Genomic DNA, 18,768 nt, shown 5'->3' on the forward strand with positions numbered 1-18,768 from the left:
ACGAACGTGACAGACGGCAATGGGTTCCTCAGTGGGCGGCTTCTGGTCGTTGCCTTCGAAGGCTGGAACGATGCGGGCGAAGCCGCAACGGGTGCCGTGCGCACGTTGAAAGAGCTCCTCGACGTCGAGGAGATCACGAGCATCGACCCCGAGATCTACTTCGACTACCAGTTCAACCGGCCCACGATCTCCACCGACGAAGACGGCCACCGGATCATCGAGTGGCCGAGCGCGATCATGTACGGCCCGGCCGTGCCGGGCAGTAGCGGGGTGCCGTTGGCCGAGGACGCCCAGCTGCGGGTGAGCGGCACCAACGCCGGCAACATCTACCTGTTGATCGGCACAGAGCCGTCCCGGAGCTGGAAGAGTTTCGCCGCTGAGATTCTCGATTCGGTGCTCGCCGCCGATGTGAGCGGCATCGTGTTCCTGGGTGCGATGCTGGCGGATGTTCCCCACACCCGTCCCATCTCGATCTTCGTGTCCAGCGACAACCCAGAGGTGCGGGCAGAGCTGCAGATCGAACGCAGCAGCTACGAGGGCCCCGTGGGCATTCTGAGCGTGCTCGCCGCCGCGGCGGAAACCGTGGGTATCCCGAGTCTCTCGATCTGGGCATCCGTGCCGCACTACGTGCACAACGCGCCGTCGCCCAAGGCCCTGCTCGCGCTGATCGACAAGCTCGAAGAGGTCATCGATGTGGTGATTCCGCGCGGCGACCTGGTCACCGACGCCTCGGAGTGGGAGACGGGCATCGACGCTCTGGCCGCCGAAGACGAGGAGATGGCCGCGTACATCGGCCAGCTCGAGCAGGCCAGGGACACCGTCGACTCGCCGGAGGCCAGTGGTGAGGCGATCGCGCAGGAGTTCGAGAAGTACCTGCGGAAGCGCGGCGAGGGTCCGGGCGGCTGGGCCGACGGCCGCCAGGGACCCGGCCCGGAGCCGCGCCAGCCGTAGTCCTCTCCCACTTGCCCCGGTGCGGACGAGTTGCCCCAGTAGAACGGGGCAACTCGTCCGCGGGTGGGCAACTCGGCGGAGCAGCTGAGGCTAGAGCTTGACGCCGAGCAGTGCGTCGATGGCGCTGCCCACCAGGGCGGGGTCGTCGACGCCGGCTGCCACGGCCGCATCCACGGCTTCCAGGGCGGTGCGGGTGTCGAGGTCGTCCACCAGGGCGGCACGCATCCGTTCGACGACCGCTGCTGCGCTCTCCGAGGCCGATTCGGCGGCCACGGCGGCGGGTACGGCGATCGGTCCGAAGGCGAGCGTCCACGCGGCCAGGCGCGCCTCTGCGGCCACCAGCTGCTCCGCGGTCCACTCCCAGTCGGTGCGGTAGTGCTGCGCCAGGAGGGCCAGGCGAATCGCCCGGGGGTCGCTGCCACCGGCGCGGAGCTTGGAGACCAGAACCAGGTTGCCCAGCGACTTGCTCATCTTCTCGCCCTGATAGGCGACCATGCCGGTGTGGCTGTAGACCTGAGCGAGCGGATGCCCGGACAGCGCGGCAGCGTGCCCGGCGCTCATGTCGTGGTGCGGGAAGATCAGGTCGCTGCCGCCGCCCTGCACCGTGAAATCGGTGCCGAGCTCGGCCAGCGCGATCACGGAACACTCGATGTGCCAGCCGGGGCGGCCGGCGCCGACCGGCGACTCCCAGGACGGTTCGCCCTCCCGGGCCGCACGCCACAGCAGCGGGTCGAGTCGGTCGCGCTTGCCGGCCCGGTCGGGGTCTCCCCCGCGCTGGGCGAACAGGGTGAGCATGGAGTCGAGGTCGAGATTGCTCTCCTCCCCGAGCGCCCAGGGGGCCTGGCGTTCGGCGGCGCGGATGTCGAAGTAGAGATCGGCACCCGGCCCGTCGGGCGTGGGCAGGGCATCCGGGGTCGGCACCCGGTAGGCCAGTGCCGAGTCGCGGAGTTTCTGCACGGCGGCGGAGATGTCGTCGATGACGTCGGTGACGGCCACGTAGTCGTTGGGCGGGATGATGCCCAGGGCTTCCATGTCGGCGCGGAACAGATCGGTCTGTTCCGCGGCGAGTTCCCGCCAGTCCACACCGGTTGCCGTGGCCCGTTCGAGCAGAGGGTCGTCGACGTCGGTCACGTTCTGGGCATAGTGCACGCGGTAGCCGCCATCGAGCCACACCCGCTGCAGGGTGTCGAAGGCCAGGTAGGTCGCCGCATGGCCGAGGTGGGTGGCGTCGTACGGGGTGATGCCGCAGACGTACAACCGGGCCACGTCGGTGGGCTTGGCCTCCACGATGGTCGCGGTCGCGGTGTCGTGCAGGCGGGGAGCGTCCGACGTTCCGGGGATCGACGGGATGACGGGATGTGACCAGGCGCGCATGCTTCCAGCCTAACTAGGCGGTGATGACGTTGGTGCCGAGCAGAACCATGACGACGATGCCGAGGACGATGCGGTAGACCACGAACGGCATGAAGCTGCGCTTGGAGATGTAGCTCATGAAGAACCCGATGACGAACAGGGCCACCACGAAGGCCACCACCGTGGCGACGAGGGTCTCCCACGGGCCGAAGATCTCGGGGGTGCAGGTCGCGGCCGCGGCGACGCAGGGCTCCTTGATCGACTTGTACACCTGGTAGAACCCACTGCCGAGAACGGCGGGGATGGCCAGCAGGAAGGCGTAGCGGGCCGCCGCGGCGCGCTCGTAGCCGAGGAACAGGCCGGCCGTGATGGTGCCGCCGGACCGGGAGACGCCGGGGATGAGGGCGAGTGCCTGGGCGAAGCCGAAGATGATGCCGTGACCCACGGTGAGGTCGCCGAGCTTGCGACGCTTCGCGCCCACGTAGTCGGCGATGCCGAGCAGCACGCCGAAACCGATGAGCATGATCGCCGTGACCCAGAGGTTGCGCAGGCTGGTTTCGATCTGATCCTGGAAGAGCAGGCCGAGAACAACGATGGGCAGGGTGCCGAGGATGATCAGCCAGCCCATGCGGGCATCCGCGTCGCTGCGCGGGACTTTGCCGACGAGCGACTTGGCCCACTGGCCGATGATGCGAACGATGTCGCGCCAGAAGAAGATCACCACGGCAGCCTCGGTGCCGATCTGGGTGATGGCGGTGAAGCGGGCGCCCGGGTCTTCGCCGGTACCGAGGAACTGCCCCACGATGCTGATGTGGGCGCTGGAGGACACCGGCAGGAATTCGGTCAACCCCTGGACCAGGCCCAGGATGACCGCGTTGATGAAGTCCACGTGAATACTCGTTTCGCTAGTGCTGTGTGCGGGCGGTAGCGCGACAGTGGGCTAGTACGTCGACAGCAAATCGGTCAAAACCGTCCTGCCAAACACTAATGCGTCCAGGGGCACCCGCTCATCAACGCCATGGAACAACGCCGGGAAATCCAGGTCGGCGGGCAGCTTGAGCGGCGCGAATCCGTAGCCCTTGATGTCCAGTTTGCTCAGCGCCTTGTTGTCGGTGCCGGCGGGCATCAGGTACGGCAGCACGGGAGCGCCGGGGTCGTGGGTGCCGAGAGTCTGCACGATCTTGTCGATCAGGGGGCCGGCGAACTCGGTTTCCAGGCCCACGTCCCGATGCATGATCACGATCTCGATATCGGGCCCGACCAGCTCGGCAAGTTCGGCGAGCACGGCGTCTTCTTCTCCGGGCAGGGCACGGAGGTCGATGAGCGCTTCGGCGCGGTCGGGAATGACGTTGTGCTTGTAACCGGCCTGCAGCACCGTCGGGTTCATCGTGGTGCGGAGGCTCGCCTGGATGAATCCGGAGGCGGTGCCGGTGGCCAGGGCCAGCTCGTCCGGGCCCATCGATTGCGGCTCAACACCGAGGATGCGCGCGATTTCGGCGAGCAACTGCCGGGTGGTGTTCGTCAGGCGGATGGGCCACTGGCGGCGGCCGACCTTGGCGACGGCTTCCGCCAACCGGGTGATCGCATTGTCGGTGACCAGGCGGGAGCCGTGCCCGGCCGGCCCGTGCGCGACGAGCTTGAGCCAGATGAGAGCCTTCTCTCCCGTCTGCAGCAGGTAGGCGCGTTCCCCGCCGATGCTGATCGAGTACCCGCCCACCTCGCTGATCGCTTCGGTCGCGCCGGCGAAGAGGTCGGGCCGGGTGTCGACCAGGTAGTGCGAGCCGAGGACTCCCCCGGCCTCCTCGTCGGCGAAGAAGGCGATCACGAGATCCCGTTCGGGCTGGCCGCCGGACGCGAGGACGTCGGTGAGGGAGGCCAGGATCATGGCGTCCATGTTCTTCATGTCGACGGCGCCGCGCCCCCACAGCATGCCGTCCTTGATCTCGCCGCCGAACGGGTCCACCGACCAGTTCGCGGGTTCGGCCGGCACCACATCGAGGTGTCCGTGCACCACCAGGGCGCCCTTGCTGCGGTCCCGGCCGGGCACCCGGGCCATGACGCTGGTGCGCCCGGGCTCCGAGTCGATCAGCTCGGGGGTCAGGCCCAGCGTCCGCAGCTTGTCGGCGACGTATTCCGCGGCATCCGTTTCGCCGTTCGAGCGGCCCTCACCGTAGTTCGTGGTGTCGAACCGGATCAGGTCGCGGGCTATTTCGGCCGTCAGGTCGAGGGCGTCGGCCGCGGGAGGGATGCTGGCGAAAGCTGTCATGCAGTTGACGCTACCGGCCCGGAGGGGCGGGGCGCCTGCAGGCCGGTTCATCGGGGGTAACGGACACGCCCGGGAGGCGTCGTGGAGCCTCCCGGTGTCAGGAAGGGGTTTGGATCCGTGCTAAGTTATTCCCCGGCAGCAAAACATAACTGCGGCCAAAACATCCAGTCCGGGTGGCGGAAATGGCAGACGCGCTAGCTTGAGGTGCTAGTGCCCGTATAGGGCGTGGGGGTTCAAGTCCCCCCTCGGACACGGAGATTGTTGGTAAGACAACGATCAACGAGAACTGGTTGAGACAGTTCACGGGCCGGATCTTTTGATCCGGCCCTGTCTCGTTTAACGGGCCGGGCCGGGCCGGGCAGTCTGCCGGCCCGAGCGCGGTGTTCGCCCTGACGGTCCCGGCTAACGCTGCGGCGCAGGGCCGGACGAGCGCCGAGCCACCAGCAGTGGCGGCGGGACCAGCACAGGAACTGCCTCCGAGCGCTCAATCCGGGCCAGGAGCCTGGACACCGCGGCGCGACCCTGGCCCTCGAAATCGTTGCGCAGAGTTGTCAGCGGCGGGTCGAAGTATGCGGCCTCGGGAATATCGTCGACACCAACGATGCTGATGTCGTCGGGGATCCGCAGGCCTCGCTCCTTCAGGGCGAGCATCGCTCCGAGCGCCATCTGGTCATTCGCGACGACGTACGCCGTGGCGTCGGGAAGGTCGGTGAGCTCAGCGATGGCCCGATACCCGGACGCCGCCGACCAGTCACCGTGCAGGATGCCGGCGGAGACCAGCCCCTGGGCGTCGATCGCAGCGTCGTAGGCGCGGATTCGATTGCGCGCGGCCGACCAGATGGTAGGGCCGGCGATGTGCACGAGGCGGCGATGCCCCAGACCGGCCAGGTGGGCGACGAGAGCGGGAATGCCGACCCTGGAGAGCATGCCCCTGGGGTCGTCCTCCGCTCCGTCGGTCTCCGACGCCACATACGCCGGCACACGGAACGACGTGGCTTCGAACGCCCTGGTCATCTCGTCTGTGACCGCCAACGCCAGCACTCCGGCCAGGTCGTGTTGCGTGATGAGGGCGAGGGACTCTTCGATGGCGAGAGGATTGCGGGTATCCAGCGACACGATGTCGAGAACATAGCCGGCTTCGCGGGCGGCGATGCTGGCGCCTTCCACAATTCGGGCGGGCCCAACCTGGGAGATCTCGTGCGTCAACGCGCCGATGCGGTGCGATTGCCCGGATTTGAGGCTGCGCGCGGTGAGGTTGGGGCGGTAACCGAGGTCGTCGAGGGCCTGCACCACTCGCTCCCTGGTCGCCGGGCGGATTCCTTCGAAGCCGGTGAGGAACCGGCTCACTGTTTGATGCGACACACCGGCAGCCTGGGCGACATCGTAGATCGTGGCGGCCTTCACCTTGGCGGGAGCCCGGCTCGGGCCGGTCGGATCTGCGCTGGTGCTCATGCGATCCTCTCTTCGGTCCGGGGTCCCATTCTGGCGGCGTCGCGAGCCCGTGATCAATTCGTGTTGAAAAAAACCCTTGACAACTGGATGTTATCGACAACATCCTAGTTCCAGCCAAATGTGATCGAAAACATCAGCAATCCTCAGCTGGCGTCCCACAACGAAGTGAGCCTCGATATGACACCCACGCTGCCCGTGCATTCCCCCAGCGGATTCCTCTTCGGAGTCGCCTACTATCCGGAATACCACCAGAGCGACCGGGTGGAAACCGACCTCGACCTCATGCGGGCCGCCGGAATCAACGTGATCCGCGTGGGCGAATCGGTCTGGTCGACCTGGGAGCCGCGGGACGGCGAGTTCGACCTGGAGTGGCTCGGCCCGATACTCGACAGTGCCCATCATCGCGGCATCAGGGTCATCCTCGGCACGCCGACCTACGCGGTGCCGCCGTGGCTACAGGTTGCCCACCCCGACATCGCCGCAGAGCGACGAACCGGTGAGCCCATTCCCTGGGGTGCGCGTCAGGAAGTCGACTTCTCCCACCCGGTGTTCCTCCGGTACGCCGAACGCATCATCCGAGCGGTCGTCGGCCGCTACGCCGAGCATCCCGCCGTCGTCGGCTTCCAGGTCGACAATGAGCCGGGCATGGAGCTGTTCCACAACGAGCATGTTTTCGCGGAGTTCGTGACCAGGTTGCGAGCGCAGTACGGCGATGTCGAGACCCTCAACCGGGAGTGGGGCCTCACCTACTGGTCGCACCGGCTGGCGGACTGGTCGGAGTTGTGGCGGCCCGACGGCAATTCCTTTCCGCAGTACGAGTTGGCCTGGCGCCGCTTCCAAACCGACCTGACGACCGAGTTCATCGCCTGGCAGGCCGAACTGGTGCGGGAGTACAGCCGGCCGGGGCAGTTCGTGACCACCTGTCTGCAGTACGGCCGCCCCGCGTTGGACGACGAACGGGTGAACCGTGCGTTGGATGTCACGGCCGGCAATCCGTACTACGGCATGCAGGACCGCCTGGACGCGGCCCTCGAGCTGTCCCAGCTGAGCCAATGGACGACGACGGGTGTTCCTGCCCTCTTCCGCCAGGCCGACCGAATGTACGCGTCGAAACAGGGTCGCTATCTCGTGACCGAAACGAACGCCCAGTCGATCGGGCACTCAGACACGAATTTCCCGCCCTACCCGGGCCAGCTCAAGCAGGCGGCGTATACCTTCATCTCGCGTGGCGCCGCGATGATCGAGTATTGGCACTGGCACACCCTGCCATACGGCATCGAAACCTACTGGGGCGGGGTCCTGCCGCACAGCCTGGTTCCGGGCCGGGTGTATTCAGAGGTCGCCGACATCGGCCAGGAACTCTCGGCGATCGGCACGGCACTCGACGGGTTCGAGCCCGATGCGGATGTCGGGATTCTCTGGTCGAACCCCAGCAGATATGCCCTGCAATTCGAGCCCCCGTTGCGCGTGAACGGCGAGCCCGACCCGGAGTCCTACGAGAAGATCGTCGACGCGTTCCACCGTGGTGCGATTGACGCCGGCCGCCAGACCCGGCTGCTCCACCTCGACCAGGCGGCAGCCCTGGGCGCCGACGTGCTCGCCGACCGGTACCCCGTGCTCGTCGCGGCCGGGGTCTACGTCACGACGGAGGTGGACCGTCAACTGCTCCGCGACTACGTGGCGGCCGGCGGCCATCTGATCCTCGGTCCGCGCACGGGCTACGCCGATGAGGAAGCTCGGGCCAGGGTTGAAGTGGCCCCGCCCGGCCTGGCGGACCTCGCCGGGGCACGGTACGAGGAGTATTCGAACCTCGAACACGACGTTCCCGTGCTGGCGACTCCCGGCGGACTCAGCGTCAGCGATGGGGCGGCGGCCCGGCTGTGGATCGACGGCCTTATCGCCGACGATGCCGAGGTGCTCGCCCGCTACGACCACCCGAGATTCCAGGATTTCCCGGCCGTCACCAGCCACGCAGCCGAGGGCGGCCGGGTGACCGTTGTCGGCTGTGTGCCCGCTCCGCCATTCGCCGCCGACATCATCCGCTGGGCGGTCCCGGCCGGGCACGGCCGGGAGCTCGCGGGCGACACCGCGCTTCCCGTCACGGTTGCCTCGGGGTCGCTCCCCGACGGGCGTCGGGCCTGGTTCGTTTTCAACTGGGGATGGGAGCCGCAGGCAATCACGCTGGCGCGCACCGTCTCCGACACCGTCACCGGGACCATCCTGGCGACGGGCACAGATGTCTCACTGGCCGCATGGTCGACGCGGACCTTTCTCAGCCAGTGAGCGCCCCCAGGATCCTGCGATCCTTCCCAACCACAGAAAGAGTGATCATGAACAAGAAGGCACGGAGAACAGCAGTGGCGCTGGTGACCGGCGCCGTGTCGATCGGGGTGCTCCTGACCGGGTGCACACCGAGTTCCGGCGACAACGCCTCGCAAGAGGCGGTGACCCAGGACGACATCGATACCGCGATGACCACCCCCACCAAGCTCACGTTCTGGACGTGGGTCCCCGATATCGAGAACGAGGTGAAACTGTTCGAGGAGAAGTACCCCGACATCGATGTGACGGTCGAGAACGTCGGCCAGGGTCTCCCCCACTACCAGAAGTTGCGCAGCGCCATCGAGGCCGGCGAGGGTGCTCCGGATGTGACGCAGATCGAATACCAGTACATTCCGTCGTTCGTGTTGAACGATTCGTTGCTCGATCTGACACCATACGGTGCCGATGACCTCTCGGGCGACTACGTCGACTGGGCCTGGAACCAGGTCTCGCCGGACGACCCGGTGTGGGCCATCCCGCAGGACGTGGGTCCAATGGGCAACCTCTACCGTGAGGACATCCTGGCCTCAGCCGGAATCACGGAAGCTCCGGCCACCTGGGACGACTATGCGGCTGCCGCGAAGACCGTCAAGGACTCCACCGGCTCCTACATTTCCAACCTCGGAGCCACCCAGGCGGGCCAGATGATCGGATTCTTCTGGCAAGCGGGTGTGAAGCCCTTCGCCTACGACGGCAAGGAGACCGTGTCGGTCAACGTGAACAGCGACGAGGCCAAGAAGGTCGCGACCTACTGGACCGAACTGATCCAGCAGGACCTCATCTCCACCGATGTGGACTTCGCCGACCAGTGGTACCAGGGCCTGGCCAGCGGCAAGTACGCCGGCTGGCTCACCGCGGCGTGGGGGCCGATCTTCCTGCAGGGCACCGCGGAGGGCACCACAGGCCTGTGGCGTGCCGCGCCGCTGCCGCAGTGGAACGCGGGAGACAATGTCTCGGGAAACTGGGGCGGTTCGTCTGATGCCGTCCTCGCCTCCAGCGAGAACAAGATCGCCGCGTACGAACTGGCCAAGTTCATCAACAACGACGAAGAGTCCGCGATGAGGCTCGCAACCGAGCAGTTCCTCTTCCCGCCGCAGGTTTCGGTTCTGGAAGATCCGGCTTTCGTCGACCAGGAGTCGGCGTTCTACGGCGGCCAGAAGGTGAACTCGCTGTTCGCGGACATCTCGCAAACCGTGGACACCGACTTCCAGTGGCTGCCGTATATGGACTACGTGTACTCCACCTACGAGGACACCATCGGCACGGTGATCACCGACAAGGGTGACATCGCCGCCGCCCTCGACACGTGGCAGGACCAGCTCGTCTCCTACGCAGAAGACCAGGGCTTCACCGTCGAGTGAGCCCGTCGGGCGTCCGCCGCCGGTCGGCGGGCGCCCGGTTCCCCCGGCTCCCCCGGACCGCCTGGGTCTGAATGCCGATCCATTCCCTTCACACAGAAGGAGTTGCAATGTCGCACTCCCCGGCGCTCACCGACGAGCGCCCCGCCAGCATCCAGCTGCCGAAACGTCGAACAAGTCCAGCAAAACGCAAACAGCGTCTCGCGGCCTACCTCTTCCTGCTGCCGTTCTTCGTCGTGTTCCTCACGATGCTGGTGGTGCCCCTGGTCTACTCCCTCTACCTCAGCCTGTTCGAGAGCAAGCTGATCGGCGGCGAGGTCTTCGCGGGCCTGGCCAACTACGCCCGCGCCCTCACCGACTCCGCCTTCCTGGGCAGCCTCGGCAGGGTCGGCCTGTTCTTCATCATCCAGGTGCCCATCATGCTCGGCCTGGCCCTCTTCCTGGCTCTCGCGCTCGACAGCACCCGCGCCCGGGGGTCCAAGGCCGTTCGGCTGCTGATCTTCACGCCGTACGCTGTTCCGGCAGTTGTTGCCACACTGATGTGGGGCTACCTGTACGGCGAGGACTTCGGACCGATCGCGCAGGTCGCGAGGGCGGTCGGGTTGGGCACCCCGGAGTTCCTGTCGGCCCAGAACATCCTCGGCTCGATGATGAACATCGTGACCTGGGAATTCGTCGGCTACAACATGATCATCATGTACGCGGCACTCCGGTCGATTCCCGCCGAGCTCTACGAGGCGGCCGAGATCGACGGTGCGGGCCAGTTCCGGCTGGCGTGGAGCATCAAGATCCCCGCGATCCGGCCGGCGATCATGCTCACGGTGATCTTCTCCATCATCGGCTCCTTCCAACTGTTCGCCGAACCCAGCCTGCTGAATGCGATCGCTCCCGCGGCGATCTCGAATTCATTCACCCCGAATTACTACGGCTACAACATCGCGTTCATCAACCAAGAGCTCAATTACGCCGCCGCCATCGCCTTCCTGCTCGGACTCGTGATCGCGATCGTGTCGTACTTCGTGCAGCTTGCCGGGGAACGCCGAGAACGGGTCGGCGCCGCAGACAGGGAGACCCAGCCATGACGACCACGGATACACGTTTGCTGGTGACCGCCGGCGACGGCACGGCGACACCCCGACGGAACCGTCGTCGGTACACGCCCGAGGGGCGCCGCAGCCTCCTGCTCACGGTGCTGCTCTGGCTCCTGGTTCTGTACTTCGTGTTGCCGCTGTGGTGGCTGTTCGTCTCCTCGACGAAAAGCAATTCGGCGCTCTTCTCGACGTTCGGGATGTGGTTCGGTGGGGATTTCTCGCTCTGGGAGAACCTGCAGACCCTCTTCACCGTGCGTGATGGGATCTTCCTGCGTTGGATGCTCAACACCTTGGTCTACTCGGTCACCGCCGCCCTCGGTGCGACGCTGCTGGCCACCATGGCCGGGTACGCGTTCGCGAAATACGACTTCCCGGGCAAGAAGATCCTCTTCAGCGCGACCCTCGGCGCCGTGATGATCCCACTGACCGCTCTGGCCCTGCCGACCTACCTCCTGTTCTCGCAGGCCGGTCTCACGGACACCCCGTGGGCGATCATCATCCCGTCGCTGGTCAGCCCGTTCGGCGTCTACCTCATGCGCGTCTACGCGGCCGATGCTATCCCCGACGGCCTGATCGAGGCCGGTCGGGTGGACGGCGCCGGCGAATTCCGGATCTTCTGGCAGGTGGGGCTGCGGCTGCTGGGTCCTGGTCTGGTGACGGTGTTCCTGTTCTCCCTCGTGGCGACCTGGAACAACTACTTCCTGCCGCTCGTCATGCTCAACAGCTCCGAGCTGTACCCGATCACCGTTGGCCTGGCCCAGTTGCAGTCCGCGGCCTCACAGGGCGGCGGCGCCCAAGCCCTGTTCTCCACCGTGATCACCGGATCGTTCGTGTCGATCCTCCCGCTGGTGATTGCGTTCCTATTCCTGCAGCGGTACTGGCAATCCGGTCTCGCCAGCGGCGGGGTGAAGGGCTGATGATGACGATCTGGTACGGCGGGGACTACAACCCCGAGCAGTGGCCCAGGGAGATCTGGGACGACGATGTACGGCTGATGAACCAAGCGGGGGTGTCGCTCGCCACTGTGGGGGTGTTCTCCTGGGCACGCCTGGAACCGCGGCCCGGCGAGTACGACTTCGGCTGGCTCGACGAGGTGCTCGACCTGCTGCACGCAGGCGGCGTGCGTGTCGACCTGGCCACCGCGACGGCATCGCCGCCGCCCTGGCTGGCGCTGCGGCATCCGGAGACCCTGCCGGTGACCGAGAACGGTGTGCGGCTCTCGGTCGGCAGCCGTCAGCAGTACTGTCCGAGCTCGCCCGTGTACCGGGAGCGGGCGGCGGAGCTCGTGCGGCGTCTGGTCGAGCGCTACGCCGACCACCCCGCGCTCGAGCTGTGGCACGTCAACAATGAGTATGGCTGTCATGTCAGCCACTGCTACTGCGAGGTGTCCGCGGAGGCGTTCCGGAGCTGGCTGCGCGCGAAGTACGGCCAGATCGACGAGCTCAACCGGGTGTGGGGAACGGCGTTCTGGTCGCAGCACTACGACTCCTTCGACGAGGTCTCGCCCCCACGGGCCGCTCCGACCTTCCGCAACCCGACCCAGCTGCTCGACTTCGACAGGTTTTCCAGCGACGAGCTGTTGGCCTGTTACCGGGCGGAGGTGGCGATCATCCGGGAGCGGTCAGAGGTGCCCATCACCACGAACTTCATGGGCTTCTTCAAGGCCGTCGACTATTGGGCGTGGGCGCGCGAGGTGGACGTCGTCAGCGACGACACCTACCCGGATCCCGCCGACCCCGACTCGCCGGCCTATGCGGCAATGGTGCGCGACCTCATGCGTTCTCTCGGTGGCGGGAAACCCTGGTTGTTGATGGAGCAGTCCCCGAGCGCGGTCAACTGGCGGCGGCGAAACGCCGCGAAAGCGCCCGGGCAGATGCGAGCCTGGTCGTATCAGTCCGTGGCCAGGGGCGCCGACGGCATCCTGTTCTTCCAGTGGCGGCAATCCGCGGCCGGGTCGGAGAAATTCCACTCCGGGCTCGTGCCGCACTCCGGCACCGACACCCGGCTGTGGCGCGAGGTCGAGCAGTTGGGCCAGGAGCTGGCGCTCCTCTCCGCCCGCACGGGGAACGAGGCGATCGCGGGCAGTCGGGTGCTGTCGCATGTCGCCATCACGCTCGACTGGGACAGCTGGTGGGCACTGGAGCAACCGGCCTCCCCCACCGACGTGTCCTACGTGCAGACCCTCTTCGCCTGGCATCGGGCACTGACTTCGTTGGGTCTCACCGTCGACTTCGTTCGGTCAGACGCCGACCTGTCGGCCTACCGCATCGTCGTCGCCCCGGCGCACGTCGCCGCGAGCGATGCGCAGGTGGCGAACCTTGCCGCCTTCGCCGAAACGGGCACCCTCGTCGTGGGCTTCGGTACGGCGATCACCGACGAGAACCTGCATGTGCGCCTGGGCGGATACCTCGGCGAACCTCTGCGCCGGGCGCTCGGGCTGTGGATCGAGGAGTTCGCGCCACCGGCCGCACCTGACCTGCAGAACCTCGGGTCGGGCATTCCCCCGGACGTTCCGATTCGCGGCGATATCTTCGGCGGTGCCGCGGCCGGCCAGGTCTGGGCAGAGTTCGTGCGGGTGGAGGATGCTGAGACCGTCGCGACATTCACCGAGGGGGCGCTGGCCGGCTGGCCGGCGGTCACCCGGCGCACGACCGGGAGTGGAGCCGGCTGGTACGTGGCCACGCTGCCGGAGCCGGACGCCCTGCGCCGGCTCGCCGCCAGCATCGCGCTGGACGCCGGTCTCGAGTTGCCCGCGCCGGTGACCAGGGGTGGCCAGGTCGAGTCCGTGCGGCGCGGGGAGCACGTGTTCGTGATCAATCACGGCGAGGAACCCGCCGAAATTCTCGTCGACGGCACCGACGTGATCACGGGTGCGCCGACATCCGGGATGCGGCTGCACCCGCAGGGTGTGGTCATCATCGCGACCGCTGGTACCCCCTGAACCCGAGAGCCGGGCACGAAAGACGCCGAAAGGTGGGCAGGAGATCTCCTGTCCACCTTCCGGTGCGTCTGGTGTGACGCGTCGTGCTTGGTCGTTCCTACTTCGCGGTGACCGTGAGCAGCGGGCTGCCGACCGTGACGTGGCCGGTGGCGGCCTGGTCGATCGAACCGAACTTCTTCGGGTTGGTCACGAGCACCGGGGTGACCAGCGAGTAGCCGGCCGCTTCGATGATGGCGCGGTCGAAGGTCACCAGCGGGGTGCCCGCCTCGACCCGGTCGCCGGCCTTGACCTTGACGTCAAAGCCATTGCCGGCCAGGTTCACGGTGTCGATGCCCACGTGGATGAGCATTTCGATGCCGCCGTCCAGCATCAGGCCGAACGCGTGGCCGGTGGGCTGGGCGACGAGCACCTTGCCCGCAGCGGGTGCGTACACGGTGTCCTCGGTCGGGTCGACTCCGACGCCGAGACCGACGATGCCCTTGCTGAACACGGGGTCCGGCACCTCATCGAGGGGAACCACGATGCCGGCGACCGGAGAACCGATCGTGGCCAGGACGGTGGCGACCAGGGTCGCCGTACCGCCGGCGGCGGGTGCCGCAGCGGTGGCCGTGCTGGTCGCGACGGCAACGGGAGCTGCCACGGGAGCGTGCTTGGCTTCTTCCATCGCGGTGTCAGCGGCGAGCTGAGCGGCCGCTTCGGCCTTCTGCTCGGGCGACAGGTAGCCGGAGAGGATCACGAGGATCATCGCGGTCAAGAACGACGCCGTGACGGCGACCGCGTACAGCGGGATGTTGTTGAACGCGGGGATGGTGAGCAGCGACGTGAACACGAACGCGTTGGTCGTGACGCCACCGCCGAGGCCGATGATGACACCACCGACGAGGCAACCGACCAGCATGCGCGGGTAGATGCGCTTGAACCGCAGGTGGATGCCGTACAGCGACGGCTCGGAGATACCACCGAGGAGTCCGGCCGCGAGTGCACCGGTTGCGGTCTGCTTCATCTGGCTGTTCTTGGCGCGGATCGCGAGGAAGAGCACCCCGGCGGTCGCACCGAAGCACGCGAAGTTCCAGGCGCCCATCGGGCCCTGGATGAAGTCATAGCCGAGGGACTGGATGTTGAGCAGCATCACGGCGTTCAGCGGCCAGTGCAGGCCCAGCGGAACCATGAACGGGTAGGCCAACGGGATGACGATCGCGAAGATCAGCGGTGAGAAGTCGTTGATGGACTTGAGGAACTCGCCGATGGCCGCTCCGCCGAAGACGCCGATCGGGCCGATGAGGAAGGCCGTGACGGGGATCATGACGAGCATGCTGAGGAACGGCACGAAGATCAGCTGCACGCTGGCCGGGATGATCTTCTTCAGGCCCTTGGTCAGGAGGCCGAGAGCGGCCGCCATGAGCAGCGGCGGGAAGACCTGCGAGCTGTAGTCGGTGACGGTGAGCGGCAGGCCGAAGATCGAGACGATGGCGGCCTTGCCGTCGAAGACGGTCTGGGCGCCGTCGGTGGCGGCCAGGGCGGAGAAGCCCGGCAGCATGACGACGGCCATGATGCCGAAGCCGACCCACGGGTCGGCGCCGAGACGCTTGGACGCGTTGTAGGCCACCATGAGCGGCAGGAAGACGAAGACGCCCTGCCACATCAGGTTGATGAAGGCCCAACCCGGTTCCAGGGTGACACCCGGAGCGTTCCACGCGGGAATGACGCCGAGGGTGGCCATCAGGGCCATGAAGGTGATGAAGAGCGAAGCACCCAGCAGTGCGCCCAGGATCGGGCGGAACGAGTCGGAGAGGACCTCGAAGAAGGTGTCCAGGGCGGCGAACTTGCCGCGGGGGCCCTTGGCACGTTCCTTGGCCTTGATGTCGTCTGCGGACTCGCCGGAACCGATGTTCTTCATCGACGGGAGCGCGAGAATCTCGTTGTACACGGTCTCGACAGCGCCGCCGATGACGACCTGGAAACGGTCCCCGCTCTGGGGAACGGCACCGAGGACGGCGGGAATCGCCTCAACGACCGACTGGTCGATGCCGGATGCGTCCTTGAGCGTGAAGCGCAGACGCGTGGCACAGTGGGTGAGCGCGACGACGTTTTCGGCCCCTCCAATGCTTTGAATAATGTCTTTAGCGGGTGAAGTCGCCACCTGGATCTCCTTATGGTGTGGATTGCAACCGCGTGGTTCCGCTTGCAACAGCTCAGCCTGCACCGGGTTGGTCGACTGAGAAAACACTGTTAAATCACACACACCTCTTGAAAGTTACACGGTTCGCGCCGAACTTCTGCAGGGCCGTTAGGCCCGGGCGTGGCGTTGTCCGCACACCGGGTGCGGCTCGCGGCGCTCTGGTGGCTCGCCCGTTCCTGCTGCTAGAGTCGACGCAAGCGCCGTGAGAGCGCTCTCATTTAGACGAGGCCCGGCTGCGACGGCGGATTCAGGATGTTGAATCGCCGCAACATCCGGTCCGTGGATACCGAAAAGGTGCAGCATGAAGTTCGGCCACTTCGACGACGAAGCCAGGGAATATGTCATCGAGACCCCGGTGACCCCCTACCCGTGGATCAACTACCTCGGCAGCGAGGACTTCTTCTCGCTGGTCTCGCATACCGCGGGCGGGTACACCTTCTACAAAGACGCCAAGATGCGGCGCCTGACCCGGTACCGCTACAACGACATCCCCACCGACTCCGGCGGACGCTACTTCTTCATCAAGGACGGCGACGACGTCTGGACCTCCAGCTGGTTGCCGATGAAGAAGGATCTCGACTTCTTCGAGACCCGGCACGGCATGGGCTACACGCGCATCACCGGTGAGCGCGGCGGCCTCAAGGTCTCCACCCTCTACTTCGTGCCGCTCGGCGAGACCGCGGAGGTGCAGAAGGTCACGATCACCAACACGTCAGACCAGGTGAAGACGTTCTCCCTCTTCTCCTACCTGGAGTTCTGCCTCTGGAACGCCCAGGACGACCAGACCAACTACCAGCGCAACCTCTCCATCGGCGAGGTCGAGGTCGACGGCAGCGCGATCTACCACAAGACCGAATACCGCGAACGTCGTGACCACTACGCCGTCTACGGTGTGAACGCCGAGATCGCCGGATTCGACACCGACCGGGAAACCTTCGTGGGACTCTACGAAACCCTGGCCGAGGCCAAGGTGCCGCACGCGGGCACGGCCCAGAACTCGATGGCCTCCGGCTGGTACCCCATTGCGTCCCACCAGGTCGACACCACCCTGCAGCCGGGCGAGAGCCGCGACCTGGTCTTCGTGCTCGGCTACGTGGAGAACACGCCGGAGAACGGTGAGGAGAAGTGGGCCGACGACGCCAAGCAGGTCATCAACAAGACCCGTGCGCAGGCGCTGCTGGCCCGACTGGCGACCACCGAGGCCGCGGATGCGGCCTTCGACGCCCTGGGCGTCTACTGGACCGACCTGCTGTCGGCCTATACGGTCACCTCCCCCGACGACAAGCTCAACCGCATGGTCAACATCTGGAACCAGTACCAGTGCATGGTGACCTTCAACATGAGCCGCTCGGCCTCGTACTTCGAGACCGGTATCGGACGCGGCATGGGATTCCGGGACTCCACCCAGGACCTGCTGGGCTTCGTCCACCTGATCCCGGATCGCGCGCGCGAACGCATCCTGGACATCGCGGCCACCCAGCTGCCGGATGGCTCGGCCTATCACCAGTACCAGCCGCTCACCAAGCGCGGCAACAACGAACTCGGCTCCGGCTTCAACGACGACCCCGCCTGGTTGATCATCGGGGTGGATGCCTACCTCAAGGAGACCGGCGACGTCAGCATCCTCGACGAGGTCGTTCCGTTCGACAACAACGACGCCCTCGCTGAGACGCTCTACACGCACCTCACCCGGTCGTTCGAGTTCACCCTGAACAACCTCGGCCCGCACGGCCTCCCGCTGATCGGGCGGGCCGACTGGAACGACTGCCTGAACCTGAACTGCTTCTCCACCACGCCGGGCGAGTCCTTCCAGACCACCGAGAACCAGGCCGGCGGGGTGGCGGAGTCCACCTTCATCGCGGCCCAGTTCGTGCTCGCAGCCGGACAGTACGCCACCATCGCCGAGCGCCGGGGCGACCCGGTGGAAGCCGGCCGCGCCCGCACCGCGGCCGCGGCGATGAGCCAGGCGCTGCTGACCGACGGGTGGGACGGGGACTGGTTCCTGCGCGCCTACGACTTTTACGGCAACAAGATCGGCACCAACGAAGACACCGAGGGCCAGATCTGGATCGAGCCGCAGGGCTTCGCCGTTCTCGCCGGAGTGGGCGTCGAGCACAACGCCGACGGCACGCCGTCGAAGAGCAGCCCGGCCTTCAAGGCCCTGGACTCCGTGGACCGGTTGCTCGGTTCGGAGCACGGCCTGGTGCTGCAATACCCGGCGTACAAGAGCTACCGCATCGAGCTCGGCGAGGTGTCGACATATCCCCCGGGATACAAGGAGAACGGCGGCATCTTCTGCCACAACAACCCCTGGGTGATCATCGGTGAGACGGTGCTGGGCCGCGGCGCCAAGGCGTTCGATCACTACCGCAAGATCACCCCGGCCTACCGGGAGGACATCTCCGAGGTGCACCGCACCGAGCCGTATGTCTACGCGCAGATGATCGCCGGCAAGGAGGCCTCCCGGCACGGCGAGGCCAAGAACTCCTGGCTCACCGGTACGGCGGCGTGGAACTTCGTGACGGTGTCGCAGTACCTCCTCGGAGTGCGCACCGACCACGACGGCCTGGTCGTCGACCCGCAGATCGGACCGGACGTCACGGAGTTCACCGTGACCCGGCAGGCCCGTGGGGCGACCTACGTGATCACGGTCGCCAACTCCGGTCGGGAGGGTTCCCGCGCGAGCCTCGAGGTGGACGGCGTGGCCATCGAGGGCCGGACGGTGCCGTACGCCCCCGCCGGCACCACGGTGCAGGTTCGAGCAACCCTGTAGGCGGCTCCGCCGGCCCGAACCCCGATTCGCGGGTAGTGCGCCGGTTCGCGGGTGGCACGCCACCCGCGAACCGGCGCGTTGC

General features: G+C 66.5%; 12 protein-coding genes and 1 tRNA gene. 8 read left to right on the forward strand and 5 right to left on the reverse strand.

Translation table 11 applies throughout. The features are described 5' to 3' along the window. Nucleotides 1-6: 6 nt before the first annotated feature. Nucleotides 7-951 (forward strand): proteasome assembly chaperone family protein, encoded by a 945-nt coding sequence (locus tag CTB96_RS12935; RefSeq protein ID WP_110127291.1) that lies wholly within the window; start codon nucleotides 7-9, stop codon nucleotides 949-951. Between the two features lie 90 nt (nucleotides 952-1,041). On the opposite strand, the gene mshC is transcribed toward CTB96_RS12935, so the two are convergent. From mshC to CTB96_RS12950, 3 genes are read right to left on the reverse strand one after another with little or no spacing between them, the layout of a single operon-like run. After that, nucleotides 1,042-2,325 (reverse strand): cysteine--1-D-myo-inosityl 2-amino-2-deoxy-alpha-D-glucopyranoside ligase, encoded by a 1,284-nt coding sequence (mshC, locus tag CTB96_RS12940; protein ID WP_110127292.1) that lies wholly within the window; start codon nucleotides 2,323-2,325, stop codon nucleotides 1,042-1,044. Between the two features lie 13 nt (nucleotides 2,326-2,338). Further along, a complete protein-coding gene (locus CTB96_RS12945; RefSeq protein WP_110127293.1) occupies nucleotides 2,339-3,193 on the reverse strand; it encodes an undecaprenyl-diphosphate phosphatase in 855 nt (284 codons plus the stop codon). 51 nt (nucleotides 3,194-3,244) lie between these two features. After that, on the reverse strand, nucleotides 3,245-4,570 hold the full coding sequence (locus CTB96_RS12950) for a M20/M25/M40 family metallo-hydrolase (RefSeq protein WP_110127294.1): 1,326 nt from the start codon (nucleotides 4,568-4,570) through the stop codon (nucleotides 3,245-3,247). Between the two features lie 167 nt (nucleotides 4,571-4,737). On the opposite strand from CTB96_RS12950, the gene CTB96_RS12955 reads away from it, so the two are divergent. Next, nucleotides 4,738-4,822, forward strand: a tRNA-Leu gene (locus CTB96_RS12955). A 150-nt stretch (nucleotides 4,823-4,972) separates the two neighbouring features. Here the strand turns inward: CTB96_RS12955 and CTB96_RS12960 are convergent. After that, nucleotides 4,973-6,022 carry a LacI family DNA-binding transcriptional regulator gene (locus tag CTB96_RS12960; RefSeq protein ID WP_110127295.1) on the reverse strand — a complete coding sequence of 350 codons (1,050 nt, stop codon included), beginning with the start codon at nucleotides 6,020-6,022 and terminating at the stop codon, nucleotides 4,973-4,975. Between the two features lie 177 nt (nucleotides 6,023-6,199). On the opposite strand from CTB96_RS12960, the gene CTB96_RS12965 reads away from it, so the two are divergent. From CTB96_RS12965 to CTB96_RS12985, 5 genes are all read left to right on the forward strand, one after another. Continuing rightward, nucleotides 6,200-8,305 carry a beta-galactosidase gene (locus tag CTB96_RS12965; protein ID WP_110128478.1) on the forward strand — a complete coding sequence of 702 codons (2,106 nt, stop codon included), beginning with the start codon at nucleotides 6,200-6,202 and terminating at the stop codon, nucleotides 8,303-8,305. Nucleotides 8,306-8,352: 47 nt separating this feature from the next. Further along, nucleotides 8,353-9,705, forward strand: a complete 1,353-nt coding sequence (locus CTB96_RS12970; protein ID WP_248283369.1) for an ABC transporter substrate-binding protein — start codon at nucleotides 8,353-8,355, stop codon at nucleotides 9,703-9,705. Between the two features lie 107 nt (nucleotides 9,706-9,812). Continuing rightward, nucleotides 9,813-10,784: a carbohydrate ABC transporter permease gene (locus CTB96_RS12975; protein WP_110127297.1), complete on the forward strand. Its 972-nt coding sequence runs from the start codon at nucleotides 9,813-9,815 to the stop codon at nucleotides 10,782-10,784. Further along, nucleotides 10,781-11,710: a carbohydrate ABC transporter permease gene (locus CTB96_RS12980; protein WP_110127298.1), complete on the forward strand. Its 930-nt coding sequence runs from the start codon at nucleotides 10,781-10,783 to the stop codon at nucleotides 11,708-11,710. The genes CTB96_RS12975 and CTB96_RS12980 overlap by 4 nt, the downstream gene beginning before the upstream one ends. Then, a complete protein-coding gene (locus CTB96_RS12985) occupies nucleotides 11,710-13,734 on the forward strand; it encodes a beta-galactosidase (RefSeq protein ID WP_110127299.1) in 2,025 nt (674 codons plus the stop codon). Before CTB96_RS12980 ends, CTB96_RS12985 begins: the two co-directional genes overlap by 1 nt. 97 nt (nucleotides 13,735-13,831) lie before the next feature. On the opposite strand, the gene CTB96_RS12990 is transcribed toward CTB96_RS12985, so the two are convergent. Next, the gene (locus CTB96_RS12990) at nucleotides 13,832-15,874 is read right to left on the reverse strand and encodes a glucose PTS transporter subunit IIA (protein ID WP_110127300.1); all 2,043 of its coding nucleotides are present in this window, start codon (nucleotides 15,872-15,874) and stop codon (nucleotides 13,832-13,834) included. Between the two features lie 340 nt (nucleotides 15,875-16,214). On the opposite strand from CTB96_RS12990, the gene CTB96_RS12995 reads away from it, so the two are divergent. Beyond that, complete coding sequence (locus CTB96_RS12995; RefSeq protein WP_110127301.1) at nucleotides 16,215-18,686, forward strand: glycoside hydrolase family 94 protein; 2,472 nt, start codon at nucleotides 16,215-16,217, stop codon at nucleotides 18,684-18,686. Nucleotides 18,687-18,768: the final 82 nt, after the last annotated feature.

The sequence above is a fragment of the Cryobacterium arcticum genome, assembly GCF_003185895.1.
GTDB classification, from domain to species: Bacteria; Actinomycetota; Actinomycetes; order Actinomycetales; family Microbacteriaceae; genus Cryobacterium; species Cryobacterium arcticum.